Here is a 15,096-nt window from a genome sequence, read left to right as displayed (position 1 = left end):
AGGAGACCCGGAAGCCGCAGCTACACCACACCCGATGCACACCAACACCGCACACCACCCCGAGGCGACCGGTCCCGCGTCACGACGGGCGAGGGTCACCGGACCGCACGCGGGCTACGACCGCCACGGCCGCCTTGACCACTACTACTGGCGCTGTGAGCGGTGCGGCCTCGAAGCGACCGACCACACCCTCGAATCGGGGTGCTGGCGCTGCGAGGACGATGCCTGACGAGCGCTCCTCGCCCAGTGGTGGGTGGCGGGAGGTGTACCGGGAGATGGGCGTCTCGACGCGCTTCGAGGCCGACAGTCTCGACTGCCCGGACTGCGGCGGTGACTCCCCGCGCCTCCACGGGCAGACGTTCTGGTGTCCGACCCACGGGACGTGGGAACAGGCGGCCGTCGGGTGAGGCGGGACGCGCCGCTCCCGGGTCCGGTGTGGAGACGAGAGATGCGAGAGAGCGGGGTTACGCGGCGGCCTCGAACGCGTCGCGGAAGTCGGTCGCCTTCTCCTTGACGTTTCCCGCGGCGGCGGCGAGTGCGTCGAGCGGTTCGGTCCCCTCCTCGGTCTTGACGGTGAGGATGGGGTCCGTCTGCCCGCCCGACTGCTCGGGGTTCATGTCGTAGGTCGCGGCCGCGACGCCCTCGGTCTCCAGCAGTGCCCCCTTCAGCACGTTCATGAACGTGTGGTCCTCGCCGGCGATCTCTATCGAGAGTTCGGTCGGCTCGTTCTCGATGACCCGTAGTTCCATACCGGACAGTGTCGCATAACGCGTTTCAACGTTTCGAACGTGGGACCCGCGGCGGCGATAGAACTACAACCCGCGGCGTATCGTGTCAGGTGTATGCATCCCACGATAGCGGACACCCTCGAACTGAGCGCGGAGAAGTACCCCGACCGCGACGCCCTCGTCTACCCACGCAAGGACCAGTGGTGGACGTTCCGCGAGTTCGACGAGCGAGCCAATCGACTGGCGAACGCCCTCTCCGACCTCGGCGTCGGGAAGGGCGACCGGGTCTCCACGATGCTGTTCAACGGGTCGGAACTCGTCGTGACGGTGTACGCCTGCGCGAAACTCGGCGCGGTGTTCAACCCGCTAAACTACCGCCTGCCCGCCGGCGAGGTGGAGTTCATCCTCGACGACGCCGAGTCGAGCGTCCTCGTCTTCGAGGAGGACACCCGCGAGGCGACCGAGGGCGCCCGTGGAAACCTCGACACCGTCGAGGAGTACCTCTACGTCGACGGCCCCGACTCGCCGGGCGAGGCGGGCGGCAACGACCTCCCCGAGTTCGCCCGCGACTTCTACGCCGTCCTCGAATCGGGCGACGCCGAGCGCCCCGACGTCACCGTCGCCGAGGACGACGTCTACGCCTTCATCTACACCTCGGGGACGACGGGCCGCCCGAAGGGCGTCGTCCACGAACACCGCGACATGGTCGAGCACAACCTCGTCTGTCTGGCCGAGAGCGGCATCGGCAAGGACGCGGTGGGTCTGTCGGCGCTTCCCCTGTATCACTGCGCGGAACTCCACGCCAACCTCTTCCCGCGGGTGCACGTCGGCGCGACGAGCGTCGTCCACCACGAGTTCGACCCCGTCGCAGTCCTGCAGGCCATCGAGGAACACGGCGTGACCCAGTTGTTCGCCGCGCCGACGGCGTGGAACGCGCTGGCACAGGTCGCCCCCGACGTGGACGCAGACACCTCCACGCTCGAAATCGGGTTCTACGGCGCCGCACCGATGCCCAAGCGCGTCCTCGACGCCTGCCGCGAGCAGTTCTGTGAAGACTACCTGCAGGCCTACGGGATGACCGAAATCGGCCCCTGCGGCACGTTCCAGCACCCCGACGAGCAGGTGAGCAAGCAGGGGTCGGCGGGCCTCCCGGCGCTCAACCACGACATGCGCATCGTCGAACCCGACGCCGCCCCCGACCAGACGGTCGAACAGGGCGACATCGGGGAGATTCTGTTCGCCGGGCCGTGTACGATGCGCGAGTACTGGAACCGGCCGGACGCCACCGCGGAGTCCCTGCGTGAGGCCGACGGCAAGACGTGGTACTACTCGGGCGACCTCGGCTACCGCGACGAGGACGGCTACCTGTTCGTCGTGGACCGCAAGGACGACATGATCATCTCCGGCGGCGAGAACATCTACCCGACGGAGGTGGAGGACGTCCTGTTCTCGCACCCCGACGTGGTCGAGGCCGCCGTCGTGGGCCAACCGGACGACGAGTGGGGCGAACTGGTGATGGCGTACGTCGTGGGCGACACGACGGGACAGGAACTGGACGAGTTCCTGCTGGCATCGGACGATCTGGCGGACTTCAAGCGCCCGCGCGAGTACGAGTTCGTCGAGGAACTGCCGAAGAACCCGAGCGGGAAGGTCCAGAAGTTCAAGCTGCGGGATTCGAGCGAGTGAAACGAGCGAGAATCTCGGGAAGGCGAGCGGGGAGTGGAACGACCCGTGAGTTTCGAGGCGGTTCGTTCCCGTCGGTCACTCACCGCCTCGGGGAGTCGGGGTGACGAGCGCAATGAGTGAGAGCCGCGGAGCGACGACTCGAACCCGCTCACCGGACAGTCCCGACCGGTGGGCGTCGGGGTGGAAGGCGGCGGTCGGTTCGTTCGGGATGCGGGAGAGACAGGACTGTTCTGCCCGGGAGAGCGTCGATAGGGAACGACGATCAGCGTCCGACACGAGGGCAGACCGGAGATACAAGAACCATGCCAACGGTTACCGAGTTAACCCTTCCCGGCGACTCTTTCGCTCTCGGGACGCTCCTCTGGGACCATCCGGACATCCAGATACAACCGATGCCGAGACTGTCACGGTCGTCCCGCCACGCGAGGGGCGGTCGGACGGTGTGTCCTGATCGGGAGTCACGACCCGGGCAGTTGCTAACGCTGTTCGACGACTCTCGAACTGAGTTGCCAGTGTACGCCCAGTCGCGAGGAAGGTGGTCAATGGTAACCGCCCCCGGTGGAATTAAGCCGTCCGCGACTGCCTTCGACCCATGGAGCTAGACGACATCGACCGCGTCACCGTCCTCGGTGCGGGGAGCATGGGTCACGGCATCACGGAAGTCGTCGCGCTGGCGGGCTACCAAGTCACGATGCGCGACATCGAACAGGAGTACGTCGACGACGGCTACGACTCCATCAAGTGGTCGCTGGAGAAACTCGCGGAGAAGGGCATCGTCGACCAGACGCCCGAGGAGGTCCTGAACCGCATCGAGACGGCGGTCGACCTCGGGGAGGCCGTCTCCGACGCCGACCTCGTCATCGAGGCCGCGCCCGAGCAGATGAGCCTGAAGAAGGACATCTTCGGCGAGCTCGACGACCTCGCGCCCGAGGGGGCCATCCTCGCGACGAACACCTCTTCGCTGTCCATCACCGAGATAGCGAGCGCCACCGACCGGCCCGAGAGCGTCGTCGGGACGCACTTCTTCAACCCGCCCGTGAAGATGGACCTCGTCGAGGTCATCTACGGCGCGGAAACGGCGGACGAGACGGCGGAGACGGCCTACGCGTTCGTCGAGGCCATCGGCAAGACGCCCATCTACGTCCGCAAGGACGTCAACGGCTTCGTCGTCAACTCCGTGCTCGGCCCGTTCGGCGACGAGGCGGCGTGGATGGTCTCGGGCGAGGAGGCGTCGGTGCGGCAGGCCGACGCCACGATGGTCCACGAACGGGGTTACCCGATGGGACCGTTCGAACTCTCGGACCTGACGGGCATCGACATCGGCTACAGCGTACGCAAGGAGGCGGGGAAACCCATCCCGCCCGTCGTCCAAGAGAAGGTCGACGCCGAGGAACTCGGCCAGAAGACCGGCAAGGGCTACTACGACTACGAGTCGGGCGACGGCGCGGACTACCAGCCGGAGGACGCCGACGGCGAGTTCGACTGGTTGCGTATCGAGGCACGCATGATAAACGAGGCGGCGAAGCTCATCGGGGACGACGTCGCCACCGCGGAGGCCATCGACATCGGGATGCGCCTCGGTGCCGGCTTCCCCGAGGGCCCGTGTCGCCGAGCAGACAAGCTCGGCCTCGACACCGTCCTCGAGAAGCTCCGCGAGCGCCACGAGGCGACCGGCGAGGACCGCTACGACCCCGCCGCGTACCTCGAAGACCTCGTCGAGGCGGGCAAGACCGGCGAGGACGCCAGCGAGGGCTTCTACAACTACGGCGGCGAGGGAGGCGAGCGCCACTACACGACCATCAACGCCGACCTGAACGAGGACGGCCTCCTCGAAGTCGAACTCGACCGTCCCGAACGCCTGAACGCGCTCAACGGCGATCTGATGGACGAGGTGGTCCACCTGCTGGAGACGACGCCGACCGAGGACGTGCGCTGTGTCACCTTCGAGGGGACCGGCGACCGGGCGTTCTCCGCCGGGGCGGACATCACCGGCTTCTCCGGGATGGAACCGCACGAGGCGGGCGTCACGGAGTTCTTCGAGGTCGTCGCAGAGTACCCCCGGCCCACGCTGGCGAAGATTCAGGGCTTCTGTCTCGGCGGGGGTCACGAACTCGCTCTCGCCTGCGACCTGCGAATCGCCACCGAGGACTCGGAGTTCGGCTTCCCCGAAATCAACCTCGGCCTCATCCCCGGCGGCGGCGGCACCCAGCGTGCGATGCGGATGCTCACCGACGCTCGCGCGAAGGAACTCGTCTTCCGCGGGAACCGCATCGACGCCGAGACCGCAGAGGAGTGGGGTCTCATCAACCGGGCCGTCCCCGAGAGCGAGTTCGACGACACGGTCGAGGAGTTCCTCGACGACCTCGTCCACGGCGCGCCCATCGCACTGGGGAAGGCGAAGCAAGTGATGAACGCCGGTCGCGACCAGGACCTCTCGGCGGGCCTCGAACTGGAGTCCCAGGCGTTCGGCCTCCTGCTCACCACCGAGGACATGAAGGAGGGCACCAGCGCGTTCATGGAGAAACGCGACGCCGAGTTCGAGGGCAGGTAGATGGGCGAGTCGGACGCGAGTTCGAGACGCGAGGACGACGCCGAGGAGACGGTCGAGGCCCGCGAGCGCCGCCTGCGGGAGGAGGCCGCCCAGCACGGCCTGTTCGGGTTGCTCGGACTGGACGTCGAGTCCGCCCGCGAGGGCCGCGCCGTGCTGACCGTCCCGTTCGACGAGACGTTCACCAACCTCCCGAACGACTCGATGCACGGCGGCGTCACGGCCGCACTCATCGACACGGCCAGCGGGTTCGCCCTCCGGTCGACGTTCGGGTCCGGCGTGGGCCTGACGACGACGGACATGAACGTGCGCTACGTCCGGCCGGCGACGGCCGACCTGCGCGCCGAGGCGCACGTCGTCCGCGCGGGCACGTCGGTAGGCGTCACCGAGTGCGAGGTGACGAGCGTCGCCCCCGACGGCGACCGGAAGGTGGTCGCGACGGGGGGGACAACCTACCGCCTGTTCCGGGGTGACTCGGCGTGAGCGCCGACGACGCCACCGGAGAGAGTGACTACAGCTACTTCGCGGACTGCGAGGTGGGAATGACCGTCACCACGCAGGGCCGGACCATCACGGGGGCGACGGTGGAGAACTTCGCGGGCGTCAGCGGCGACTTCAACCACCTCCACACCGACGCCGAGGCGATGGCCGAGTCGGACTTCGGCGAGCGAATCGCCCACGGCGCGCTCGTCTTCTCGGTCATGACGGGTCTGCTCTGGCAGTCCAGAAGCGAGGCGGAACGCGACGCCGTCGTCGCCTTCTACGGCGTCGACCGCCTCCGGTTCCGCGCGCCCACGTTCGTCGGCGACACGGTCCACGTCGAACTCGAAGTCGTGGAGAAGACCGAACGCGACCACCCGGTGGGGAACGGCGTCATCACCTACGACGCCGAGGTGCTGAATCAGGACGACGACGTCGTCCTCTCCTGTCAGTTGCGGTCGCTGGTGGTCTGAGTCGGCGCCCCACTCCGCGTCGCCCTTCTTCCGTCTCGACGACGCACACCCGCCGGAGAAACGCGCGCATCTCGGCGAACGCGGCGTCGTACTCGCTCCGGAACACACCGTGGCCCGCGCCGGGGACGTGGACGAGTCGTCCGTCCCCGAGTGCGTCGGCGATGTCGAGGTCCGTCACCCTCCGCTCGGTGTCGGCGTCGGCCTTCAGGACGAGCGTCGGGCAGGTGATTCGCTCGAACGCGTCCCCCAGGAGGGGGTAGCCCTCGCGTGCGATTTCGGCGATTTCCGGACTGCACTCGGCGTTCGCGACGGCGACCCGCCGTTCCCACCCGGCCTCGTCGGCGGTGTCGTTTGTGGACGACTCTTCCACTGTCGACTCGTCGGCCCACTCACGGAGGGTCTCGCGGACGAACCGCGCCCGCTCTGCGGGTCCCAACTCCGGGTCGCCGTACATCCCGGCGGGGTCTTCGAGGACCAGTGCACGCGGGAGGTCGGGGTGGGTCGCCGCAGTCCACGCGGCGGTCGACCCACCCATCGAGTGGCCGAGCAGAATCGGGTCGGCGAGCGACAGGGCCTCGACGAGCCCGACGAGGTCCGCGATGCGGCTCCCAACGTCGTACCCCGACGCCGGCGCGTCCGACCGGCCGTGGCCGCGGGCGTCGTACGTCACCACGTCGTAGTCGGTGGCGAGGTCGGACACCAGTCGTTCCCAGCATCGCCCGTTCTCGTAGAACCCGTGTGCCATGACCAGCGGCGGGCCGTCGCCGGTACGATAGTACCGGAGTTCGACACCGCCCAGGTGGACGGTTCCGGCGGTCCAGCCGTCGGGGAGGTCCATACCGCGTGGTGATGGAGTGTCGGTAAAGCGATACCGACCGGGTCACGGTCCCCTGCGGTCGCCGTTCGCCACTCCGCGGTTCTCGGACGCTACGCGTCCTCCGAACCGCGCTACTCGCTCGAATCTCGCATCTCTCCGAACATCTCGTCTGCGTCCCCGGGCGTGTCGAAGTCGTGGAAGTGGTCGCCCTTCTCCTTCGTGAGGATGTTCAGCGCGGCGGCCGCGCCGTCGCCCGCCGAGATGACCGCCTGCCACTCCTCGGCGCGGACCATCGCGCCCGTCGCGTAGGCGTTCTCGACGCTCGTCTCCATCGTCACGTCCACCTCCACGACGTCCTCGTCGGTGAAGTCACAGCCGAGCGACTCGGCGAGGTCACGGTTCGCGCCCGTCGCGAGGACGAGATAGGGCGCGGACGCCTCGCTCCCCTCGCTCGTGACGGTGAAGCCGTCGTCCGACTGGTCGACCCCGGTGACCTCCTCGCCCTGCCTGCGGTCGACGCCGAAGTCGTCGGCCTGCTGGCGGGCGGTGGTCATGAACGAGTCGCCGCCGATGGACCCGACCCCGAGGTAGTTGAACAGGTGGGCCTTGTGCATCCACGTCCCGTCGGTGTCGAAACAAACGGTGTCGAGGCCGTTCTTCGAGGCGAACAGCGCCGCGCTCAGTCCGGCCGGTCCGCCGCCGACCACGATGACGTCAGTCATGGCGGGGCATACGTGACAGGTGGGGAAAAGTTCTTCCCGACGAGTTCGGACTCAGAGCAGGCCGGCGGCCGTCTCCTGCAGTTCCGGACCGTACTTCAGCGCGACGTAGAGCAGGCCGAACTGGAGGGCGTTGTACGCCCCGTGGATGAGGGAGGGGACGAGGATGTTGTTCGTCCGCTCGTAGCTGACGGCGAAGACGAGAGCCGGCGGGACCAGCGCCGTGATGTAGACCAGCCGCTGGGTAGCGCTCCCCGACAGCGAGAAGTAGTGGAGGGCGACGAAGATGAACGTCGCCACGCCGATGGCGAGAGCGGGGCCGAACGCCTCGCGGAGGCGACCCTGCACGATGCCCCGGAAGAGCAGTTCCTCGCCGGGGCCGATGAGGAGAAAGGAGAGGGGGACGAGCCACAGCAGCAGGTCCGGGTTCCCCTCGACGATGCCGACGACCTCGTTCTGGGCCGACTGGGTTCCGGTCGAGGCCATCACGACGGCGACGGCGACGTAGCCGAGCACCGAGAGCAGGAAGCCGCCGCCGACCCACGCGAAGTCGCCGAGCGTCGGCGTCCGCAGGCCGACGAACCCGAACGACCGGTCGGTGACCGCGAAGTAGATGGCCGCGACGAGGAGAACGCCGACTCCCTGGACGAGGACGAGCGAGAGGACGAGCGACAGCGTCTCCGTGATGGTGACCGACGCGGCGGTGAGGACCTGCGCCGCAACGACGACGAGGAGGATACCGGTGCCGAGACCGGCGACGGAGAGACCAGTGGCGGCGAGGACCGCGACGACCCGCGAGTCGACGCCCTTCAGGCGCGAAGTGGTAGCCATACGGGACTGTTCGGGCGGGACGCGCAAAAGCCCTCCCCCGGCGGTCAGTCCCGGCAGTCAGTCCTCGTAGAGCGTCCCGAGCAGTTCCGGGTCGGTGCGGAACTTCAGGACGTTGTGGACGACACTGTTGCGGATGTTCTGGACGGACTTCCCGTGGTCCTTGTAGAACTGGTGGATCCAGCGTGACTCGGCGCGACGGTTCGGGAACATCATGATGGACTTCCACTGGTACTCGCCGTCCGAGAGGAACATGAACAGGGTGTTGGGCGACCCGCGGATGGCTTCGAGGGCGTCGCGCCACGTCTCGTCGAAGTGCTCGGGGTCGAGTTTGAACTCGAACATCCCGAAGATGAAGTACTCCTCGTTGGGGACGATGGCCTCGCGGAACACCCCCTGTTCGCGCATCCCGCGGATGGACTCGCTGACCGTGACGTGCGAGACGTCGATGTCGTACTCCTCGTCGAGGATGCGCGCCAGTTCCCGCGAGGAGAGCTGTGGGTCGTCCGACAATTCCTGCAGGATGTAGACGTCCCGTTCCTTGAACTCCCACTCCGGAGCGTTCTCGGGGTCGGTGTTGGTGGTACTCATGGGCGGGACATGTGTGGGGGTCCACCTGCCTGTTTCGGTCGAACCGTTGCCGAAAAAACAGGACTCGACGGTCTACTCCGCCAGCAGGAACTCCCGACAGACCTCGCGGTACTCGTCGGGGCGGTCCTCGACGACCCAGTGGTAGGCGTCCGACAGGCGGTGGACCTCGCCGTCGAGGTCCTCAGCCAGTCGCTCGCCGTACTCGACGGGTTGCATCACGTCGTCCTCGCCCCACAGACAGAGCACGTCGGCGTTGATGGCCTCGTAGTCTATCTCGGTCGTGTGGTTGGTGTTGGTGGCGACGGCGGCCCGCGCGAGCGCCCGCCGGCCGTCCTCGGCCAGCCACGGCGCCTTGATGCCCTCGACGAACGAGCGGTCGACGTCCTCCTCGTCGCCGTGGAGGCCCTTCACGAACGCACCGTCGAGTTTCGCCTCGAACTCCTCGGGGTCCACCTCGGCCGTCTTCGGCAGGCCGAGGTCGCTGATGAACTGGACCGGCCACGAGTCGTAACAGACGGCGTTCGAGAGGACGAGTTTGTCCACTCGCTCGGGGTTGTGCGCCGCGTAGCGGAGCGCCACCCCGCCGCCGATGTCGTGGGCGACGATGGAGAACGTCTCCAGCGAGAGGGCGTCCACGAGGTCCGCGAGCGCCTCCTCCTGTGCCCGGATGGAGCGGTCGAAGCCGTCGTGGGACGCGCTCGTCCCGTAGCCGATGAGGTCCGGGACGACGGTGCGGAACTCCGATTCGAGGGGAGGCGTGATGCGCCGCCAGAGGAACGACCACGTCGGGATGCCGTGCAGGAAGACGACGGCGTCGCCCTCCCCGCGGTCCCGGTAGGCCATCGAGACGTTGTGGCCGTCGACGGAGACCATCGTCTCCTCCTGCCGGTCGCTCCACGCCTCGTGGTCCGGTGCGGTGTCCGTGTTCGACATCAGAGCAGGCGGTCTGCGATGATGTTCTTCTGGATCTCGCTGGTCCCCTCGTAGATCTTCGTGATGCGCGCGTCGCGGTAGAACCGCTCGACGGGGTAGTCGGAGACGTACCCAGAGCCGCCGAACACCTGGATGGCGTCGTCAGCCACCTCGACGCTCCGCTCGGAGGCGAACAGCTTCGCCATGCTAGCGTACTTCATGCCGAGTTCGCGGTCGCCCTCCGCGGCGTAGCCGGCCGCGCGGTATGTCAGCGACCGGGCGGCCTCGACCTTCGTCGCCATCTCCGCGAGTTTGTGCTGGATGGCCTGGAACTCGCCGATCTTCTGGCCGAACTGGTCGCGCTCGCCCGCGTACTCGATGGCGGCGTCGAGGGCGCCCTGCGCGGCACCGACCGCCTGGGAAGCGACGCTCGCGCGTCCGCCGGCGAAGAAGTTCATGAGCTGGTAGAAGCCCTTGTCCTCCTCGCCGATGAGGTTCTCCTGCGGGACACGCACGTCGTCGAGGGTGATCTCGGCGAGGTCGCTCGCGCGGATGCCGAGTTTGTTGTCGATCTTCGACGGCTCGAAGCCCTCGGTGTCCGTGGGGACGAGGATGGCCGAGATGCCCTTGCGGCCCGCGTCGGGGGTCGTCTTGGCCATGACGACGCCGACGTCCGCGACGGTGCCGTTGGTGATCCACATCTTGTTCCCGTTGATGACGTAGTCGTCACCGTCCTTCTCGGCGGTCGTCTCGATGCCCGCCACGTTCGACCCGTGGGCGGGCTCCGAGATGCACGAGCAGGAGACGGCATCGCCGGCCGCGACGGCGGGCAGCCACTCCTCTTTCATCCACTCGTCGCCGAACTTCTGGATCATCGAGGTGCCGAAGCCGGCGCTCCCGATGGCCGACCCGATACCGGGGTCCGCGCGCCAGAGTTCCTCCGTCACGATGATGCCTTCGAGCAGGCTCATGCCAGCGCCGCCGTACTCCTCCTCGATGGTCGGCGCGACGAGGTCGTACTGTGCGGCCTTCTTGCGCAGGTCCGCGGGATACTTCTTCTCCTCGTCGTGCTCGCGCGCGACGGGGGTGATCTCGTTCTCGCCGAACTCTCGAACGGCGTCGCGAATCGCCTCCTGTTCTGCCGTCAGCTGGAACGCCATACCCGGGCCTTGGTTTCCACCGAAAAGTAGTCTCCGGATGGAGGCAAACAACAGTAACCCCACGGGGCCGTCTCTGGTCAGTCGCTCTCCAGACTCGTCAGCGCGTCGACGTCCGGAATCGGCTCCGTCGGGACCGTTATCTGCTTCATGCGCTGGGTGTGCTTGCCCGCCGCGTACGTCCGCAGGTCGTCGGCGGAGGGGCCCGGTCGCTCCTCGTCCAGTCGGTCGGTCGTGATGCCGTCGACGAGGGGGAGGAGTTCGCCCACCGTCTCGTGGAGGAGGGCCGGGTCGACGCCCGCCGCGAGCAACTCCTTCAACTGCGCCATCCCGAAGCCGACGTGTCGCCCCTCGTCGCGCCGGATGAAGTCGAGCCCCTCGACGAGTCCCGGGAGGCGTGGTAGTCCCTCCGTCTCGCCGCCGTAGGCCCGCTGGAGGCCGTAGTAGCCCGTCTGCGCGAGGATGCCCTCCACCACGAGGTGGTAGTGACAGAACGCCTGCGCCCGCGTCTCGGGGGTGTCCTCCGACAGCAGACGCGCCATCGCCGCCTCGTTGCGCGCGAACAGTTCGTCGTACGCCTCGTTGAACCACCGCCCGTCGTTCGGCGAGGTGGGCGCCATCCCGCGTTCGTCCTCGACTCGATGAACGACCTCGCGCCAGTAGCGGTCGAAGAAGTCGGTGTGCTTGGCCTCCTCGTACAGTTGGGTGGTGACGAACAGCTGTGATTCGGGGTCGTCGAGGACGACCCCCAGCGGTGCGAGGTCCGTCGTCACTGCGAGTTCGCCCGCGCCGAACTTCGCGACGGCGGCACGGAGGCCGTCGAAGACTTCTTCCTCGACGTCGAGCAGTCGCTCGGCGTCCGTCGAGAGGTCGATGTCCGCGGGGTCCCAGTGTCGCTCGACCGCGTTGCGGTAGTACCGGAACGGGCGCGCCGAGCGGTCCAACTGGTGGGGTGCGGTCGCGTCGTGCTGCATAACCCTAGAGGGTTGGTGCCAACGAACAAGAACGTTGCGCGGGTCGCGGGGTCGCTCGGCGCGTTCCCGTGTTCGCCCTATCGGCCCTCGAACTCCGGTTCGCGCTTGCCCATGAACGCCTCCGCGCCCTCGCGGTGGTCGTGCGTCTCGAAGACGGCCGCCTGGTGCTGTGCCTCGCGGGTCATCGCCTGGTCGAGCGACTGCTCGAAGCCCTGCGCGAGCGTCTCCTTCGAGTGGGCCAGCGCCACCGTCGGCCCGTTCGCTATCTCGCCGATGAACTCGTCTGCCTCGCCGATGTCGTCGTAGACGCGGTTGAACAGGCCGAGGTCCTCCGCCCGGTCGGCGTCGACGAGTTCGCCCGTGAAGACGAGTTCCTTCGCGGTGTTCATCCCCACGATTCGCGGGAGGAAGTACGACGTGCCCGTGTCCACGGCGAGACCGACCTGCTTGAACCCGAACGATATCTTCGAGTCCGCGCTCGCCAGCTGGATGTCGCAGGCCAGCGCGAGGTTCGCGCCCGCGCCGAAGGCGACGCCGTCTATCTTGGCGAACGTCGGCAGGTAGAACGTCGCCACGCGGGCGATGGCGCGACTCGTCGCTTGCCGGATGTGCCGGACCGCCTCGTGGGTCGGCATGTCGCCGCTCAGTCGCTCGGTCATCGAGTTGATGTCGCCGCCGGCGGAGAAGGCCCCGCCAGCGCCCGTCACGACCAGCGCGCGGGCGTCGCTCTCCTCCACCTCGTCGAGGGTGTCGATGAGCGCCATCGACACCTCGTGGGTGAGGGCGTTTCGCATGTCCGGGCGGTTGAGCGTAATCGTGGCAATCTCGTCGTCGATGTCGAGGAGGACGGCGTCGTCAGTGGTACTCTCACTCATGAATCGGACACCGGAGCGTGGGGTGAAATATGTTCGCCTGCCTCACTCCCGATCTTCGGTGTCGAAGAACTCCGAGAACGCCCGCTCGGCCTCGCTGCCGGGCGGCGACCCGACGTAGACGCCCACCTTCCCGATGTCGGGGTGCATCGTTACGTCCGGGTCGCGCATCGTCGAGACGGCGAGGTATCGTAGGGGGTCGTCGGAGTCGTTGACGACGCAGTGCGCGCCCGACTCGTCGGCCGGACAGGCCACGTAGTCGCCCTCCCGAACCCGGTACGTCTCGCCGTCGAGGCGGACGGTGCCCTCGCCCGAGAGGACGTACAGCGCCTCCTCGTTGGCCGCGTGGTAGTGGTACGACCACGGCTGGCATCCCGGCGGGAGTTCGTACAGGCTACAGCCGAGTCGCTCGCCCGCCGCCGCGCCCAACTGCTTCTGCGTGAAGCGCCCCTCCACGCCCTCGTGTTCGACGGGTTCGACGTCGGCTTCGTTCGTGGGACCCATGCTCGGCGGTGTGTTCGACCGGACGAATAGGTTGGGGCGGAGGACGTTCGTTCGCACGCTGGCTCGCGGCTTCGCCGCTCGCGTAGCGCGGATCTCGCTCACTTCGTTCGCTCTGACCCGCGCTACTCCGAATCTCGCAACTCGCGGGTCACGTTCGTTCCCCGCTCGCCGTCCCGAGATTCTCGTTCGCGGCTCCCTCCGGTCACCGCTCACTCCGAATCTCGCAACTCGAACTTCTGGACCTTCCCCGTCGTCGTCCGGGGCAGTTCCTCAACGAACGCCACCTCGCGCGGGTGCTTGTACTCCGCGAGGTTCTCCAGACAGTACTCGCGGACCGCCTCCTCGGTCAGGTCGGTGTCCGACGGACCGGCGTCCGCGGGGACGACGAACGTCTTGACCGTCTCGCCGCGGCGGTCGTCCGGGATGCCGACGACGGCGGCGTCCGCGATGTCGGGGTGCTCGAAGAGCAGTTCCTCCACCTCGCGGGGGTAGACGTTGTAGCCTGCGGTGTTGATCATGTGCTTCTCGCGGTCCACGACGTAGAAGTAGCCGTCCTCGTCGTGGTAGCCCACGTCGCCCGTGTGGAACCAGCGCGTGCCGTCCTCCTCGGTGAAGGCGGCCTCGTTCGCTTCGGGGAGACCGTAGTACCCCTTCATCACGTTCGGCCCGGCGACGACGAGTTCACCCGTGATGTCGTCGAGGTTCACTTCCTCCTCGTCGACCGGGCCGCGTTCGACCGGCGGCACCTCCTCGAACTCGTGGTCGACGATCTTCGACTGGACGCCGTCGATGGGCCGGCCGATGGACCCGGCGCGCCGGTCGTCGGGACGGTTGGCGTGCGTGACGGGGCTGGTCTCGGTCAGGCCGTAGCCCTCGAACAGTTCCACGCTGAACAGTTCCTCGAAGCGGCGCATCACCTCGATGGGGAGGCTACTGCCCCCGGAGTTGGCGAACCGCACCGATGAGAGGTCGAACTCCTCGACGTTGGGCTGGTTGATGAGGTCGTTGTACATCGCGGGAACGCCGTGGAGGATGGTGATGTCCGCCTCCTCGACGAGCGAGACGGCCTCCTGTGCGTCCCACGAGGGCAGGGGGTAGTACGCCGCGCCGTTGAACAGCGTCCCAAGCATCGTCACCGTCATCCCGTAGATGTGGAACAGGGGGAGGACGCCGAGCATCCGGTCGTCCGCCCGGAACCCGCCCGGCATCAGTGCGCCCGTCGACCGGGCGTTCGACCCGAGGTTCTCGTGGGTCAGGAGGACGCCCTTCGGCTGGCCGGTGGTCCCCGAGGTGTAGGGCTGGCAGGCCACGTCGTCCGGGTCGCGGTCCACGACATCGAGTTCGTCGTCCGCGAGGAACGCGTCGAAGGAGGTGGCCCCCTCCGCTTCGCCACCGACGCTCACGACGTGTTCGACGTCCGTCTCCTCGACCACCTCGTTGACGACGGGCACGAGGTCCGCGAGGGTGACGACGACCGCCGCCCCGCTGTCAGAGAGAAGGTGGGATATCTCGCGGGCCTTGTACTGCGGGTTCATCGGGACGACGATGCCGCCCGCCCGGAGCGTCCCGTGGAACGCCGTGACGAACTGCGGGAGGTTCGGGAGGTAGATGCCGACCCGGTCGCCCGCGCCGACGCCCCGTTCGTCGAGGGCGGCGGCGAACCGTCCTGCCTCACTCCAGAACTGTTCGTAACTCACCTGCTCGCCGCGGAACCCGATGGCCGTCCGGTCGGGGAACTCCGCGGCGGTCTCTGCGACGTCGGAAACGAGGTTGACCATGCGTGCGAAAATCAGCCACGAAGGAGTGA

General features: G+C 67.6%; 17 protein-coding genes. 6 read left to right on the top strand and 11 right to left on the bottom strand.

Going from position 1 to position 15,096, the window contains the following annotated elements:
• Positions 1-34 precede the first annotated feature (34 nt).
• Together NKG96_RS07285 and NKG96_RS07280 are read left to right on the top strand one after the other, a co-directional pair.
• Complete coding sequence (locus NKG96_RS07285; protein WP_254537857.1) at positions 35-229, top strand: DUF8118 domain-containing protein; 195 nt, start codon at positions 35-37, stop codon at positions 227-229.
• Complete coding sequence (locus NKG96_RS07280; protein WP_254537856.1) at positions 222-407, top strand: hypothetical protein; 186 nt, start codon at positions 222-224, stop codon at positions 405-407. The genes NKG96_RS07285 and NKG96_RS07280 overlap by 8 nt, the downstream gene beginning before the upstream one ends.
• A gap of 57 nt (positions 408-464) precedes the next feature.
• Here NKG96_RS07280 and NKG96_RS07275 read toward each other — a convergent pair whose 3' ends face one another.
• Positions 465-749, bottom strand: a complete 285-nt coding sequence (locus tag NKG96_RS07275; protein WP_254537855.1) for a DNA-directed RNA polymerase subunit L — start codon at positions 747-749, stop codon at positions 465-467.
• Between the two features lie 93 nt (positions 750-842).
• Between NKG96_RS07275 and NKG96_RS07270 the strand changes: the two genes are divergently transcribed.
• From NKG96_RS07270 to NKG96_RS07255, 4 genes are all read left to right on the top strand, one after another.
• A complete protein-coding gene (locus NKG96_RS07270; RefSeq protein WP_254537853.1) occupies positions 843-2,414 on the top strand; it encodes a long-chain-fatty-acid--CoA ligase in 1,572 nt (523 codons plus the stop codon).
• Positions 2,415-3,006: 592 nt separating this feature from the next.
• Positions 3,007-4,965, top strand: a complete 1,959-nt coding sequence (locus tag NKG96_RS07265) for a 3-hydroxyacyl-CoA dehydrogenase/enoyl-CoA hydratase family protein (protein WP_254537852.1) — start codon at positions 3,007-3,009, stop codon at positions 4,963-4,965.
• Positions 4,966-5,445, top strand: coding sequence for a PaaI family thioesterase (locus tag NKG96_RS07260; protein ID WP_254537851.1), 480 nt, complete (start codon positions 4,966-4,968; stop codon positions 5,443-5,445).
• Between the two features lie 59 nt (positions 5,446-5,504).
• The gene (locus NKG96_RS07255) at positions 5,505-5,915 is read left to right on the top strand and encodes a MaoC/PaaZ C-terminal domain-containing protein (protein WP_254538128.1); all 411 of its coding nucleotides are present in this window, start codon (positions 5,505-5,507) and stop codon (positions 5,913-5,915) included.
• Here the strand turns inward: NKG96_RS07255 and NKG96_RS07250 are convergent.
• From NKG96_RS07250 to NKG96_RS07205, 10 genes are all read right to left on the bottom strand, one after another.
• A complete protein-coding gene (locus NKG96_RS07250) occupies positions 5,839-6,753 on the bottom strand; it encodes an alpha/beta fold hydrolase (RefSeq protein WP_254537850.1) in 915 nt (304 codons plus the stop codon). The two genes, NKG96_RS07255 and NKG96_RS07250, sit on opposite strands and share 77 nt — an antisense overlap.
• Positions 6,754-6,863: 110 nt before the next feature.
• Entirely contained in the window at positions 6,864-7,454 is a 591-nt protein-coding gene (locus NKG96_RS07245; protein ID WP_254537849.1) for an FAD-dependent oxidoreductase, read from the bottom strand.
• A gap of 51 nt (positions 7,455-7,505) precedes the next feature.
• Positions 7,506-8,282 (bottom strand): CPBP family intramembrane glutamic endopeptidase, encoded by a 777-nt coding sequence (locus tag NKG96_RS07240; RefSeq protein WP_254537848.1) that lies wholly within the window; start codon positions 8,280-8,282, stop codon positions 7,506-7,508.
• 57 nt (positions 8,283-8,339) lie between these two features.
• Complete coding sequence (locus tag NKG96_RS07235; protein WP_254537847.1) at positions 8,340-8,870, bottom strand: Lrp/AsnC family transcriptional regulator; 531 nt, start codon at positions 8,868-8,870, stop codon at positions 8,340-8,342.
• A 72-nt stretch (positions 8,871-8,942) separates the two neighbouring features.
• A complete protein-coding gene (locus tag NKG96_RS07230) occupies positions 8,943-9,803 on the bottom strand; it encodes an alpha/beta fold hydrolase (protein ID WP_254537846.1) in 861 nt (286 codons plus the stop codon).
• The gene (locus tag NKG96_RS07225) at positions 9,803-10,942 is read right to left on the bottom strand and encodes an acyl-CoA dehydrogenase family protein (protein WP_254537844.1); all 1,140 of its coding nucleotides are present in this window, start codon (positions 10,940-10,942) and stop codon (positions 9,803-9,805) included. Before NKG96_RS07225 ends, NKG96_RS07230 begins: the two co-directional genes overlap by 1 nt.
• Positions 10,943-11,019: 77 nt before the next feature.
• On the bottom strand, positions 11,020-11,913 hold the full coding sequence (locus NKG96_RS07220) for a ribonucleotide-diphosphate reductase subunit beta (protein ID WP_254537842.1): 894 nt from the start codon (positions 11,911-11,913) through the stop codon (positions 11,020-11,022).
• A 77-nt stretch (positions 11,914-11,990) separates the two neighbouring features.
• Positions 11,991-12,788 carry an enoyl-CoA hydratase/isomerase family protein gene (locus NKG96_RS07215; RefSeq protein WP_254537841.1) on the bottom strand — a complete coding sequence of 266 codons (798 nt, stop codon included), beginning with the start codon at positions 12,786-12,788 and terminating at the stop codon, positions 11,991-11,993.
• A 42-nt stretch (positions 12,789-12,830) separates the two neighbouring features.
• Entirely contained in the window at positions 12,831-13,289 is a 459-nt protein-coding gene (locus NKG96_RS07210) for a cupin domain-containing protein (protein WP_254537840.1), read from the bottom strand.
• A 209-nt stretch (positions 13,290-13,498) separates the two neighbouring features.
• Complete coding sequence (locus NKG96_RS07205; RefSeq protein ID WP_254537839.1) at positions 13,499-15,067, bottom strand: long-chain-fatty-acid--CoA ligase; 1,569 nt, start codon at positions 15,065-15,067, stop codon at positions 13,499-13,501.
• Between the last annotated feature and the right edge of the window lie 29 nt (positions 15,068-15,096).

Source organism: Halomarina litorea (assembly GCF_024227715.1).
Classification (GTDB): domain Archaea; phylum Halobacteriota; class Halobacteria; order Halobacteriales; family Haloarculaceae; genus Halomarina; species Halomarina litorea.
Note: the sequence above shows the minus strand (reverse complement) of the source record. Positions and strands in the feature narration are given on the sequence as shown.

Coding starts and splice junctions, on each gene's coding strand:
- NKG96_RS07270 (WP_254537853.1), top strand. CDS start 843: ATGCATCCCACGATAGCGGACACCCTCGAACTGAGCGCGGAGAAGTAC.
- NKG96_RS07205 (WP_254537839.1), bottom strand. CDS start 15,067: ATGGTCAACCTCGTTTCCGACGTCGCAGAGACCGCCGCGGAGTTCCCC.
- NKG96_RS07250 (WP_254537850.1), bottom strand. CDS start 6,753: ATGGACCTCCCCGACGGCTGGACCGCCGGAACCGTCCACCTGGGCGGT.
- NKG96_RS07210 (WP_254537840.1), bottom strand. CDS start 13,289: ATGGGTCCCACGAACGAAGCCGACGTCGAACCCGTCGAACACGAGGGC.
- NKG96_RS07215 (WP_254537841.1), bottom strand. CDS start 12,788: ATGAGTGAGAGTACCACTGACGACGCCGTCCTCCTCGACATCGACGAC.
- NKG96_RS07285 (WP_254537857.1), top strand. CDS start 35: ATGCACACCAACACCGCACACCACCCCGAGGCGACCGGTCCCGCGTCA.
- NKG96_RS07235 (WP_254537847.1), bottom strand. CDS start 8,870: ATGAGTACCACCAACACCGACCCCGAGAACGCTCCGGAGTGGGAGTTC.
- NKG96_RS07240 (WP_254537848.1), bottom strand. CDS start 8,282: ATGGCTACCACTTCGCGCCTGAAGGGCGTCGACTCGCGGGTCGTCGCG.
- NKG96_RS07225 (WP_254537844.1), bottom strand. CDS start 10,942: ATGGCGTTCCAGCTGACGGCAGAACAGGAGGCGATTCGCGACGCCGTT.
- NKG96_RS07275 (WP_254537855.1), bottom strand. CDS start 749: ATGGAACTACGGGTCATCGAGAACGAGCCGACCGAACTCTCGATAGAG.
- NKG96_RS07245 (WP_254537849.1), bottom strand. CDS start 7,454: ATGACTGACGTCATCGTGGTCGGCGGCGGACCGGCCGGACTGAGCGCG.
- NKG96_RS07230 (WP_254537846.1), bottom strand. CDS start 9,803: ATGTCGAACACGGACACCGCACCGGACCACGAGGCGTGGAGCGACCGG.
- NKG96_RS07280 (WP_254537856.1), top strand. CDS start 222: ATGCCTGACGAGCGCTCCTCGCCCAGTGGTGGGTGGCGGGAGGTGTAC.
- NKG96_RS07260 (WP_254537851.1), top strand. CDS start 4,966: ATGGGCGAGTCGGACGCGAGTTCGAGACGCGAGGACGACGCCGAGGAG.
- NKG96_RS07220 (WP_254537842.1), bottom strand. CDS start 11,913: ATGCAGCACGACGCGACCGCACCCCACCAGTTGGACCGCTCGGCGCGC.
- NKG96_RS07265 (WP_254537852.1), top strand. CDS start 3,007: ATGGAGCTAGACGACATCGACCGCGTCACCGTCCTCGGTGCGGGGAGC.
- NKG96_RS07255 (WP_254538128.1), top strand. CDS start 5,505: ATGACCGTCACCACGCAGGGCCGGACCATCACGGGGGCGACGGTGGAG.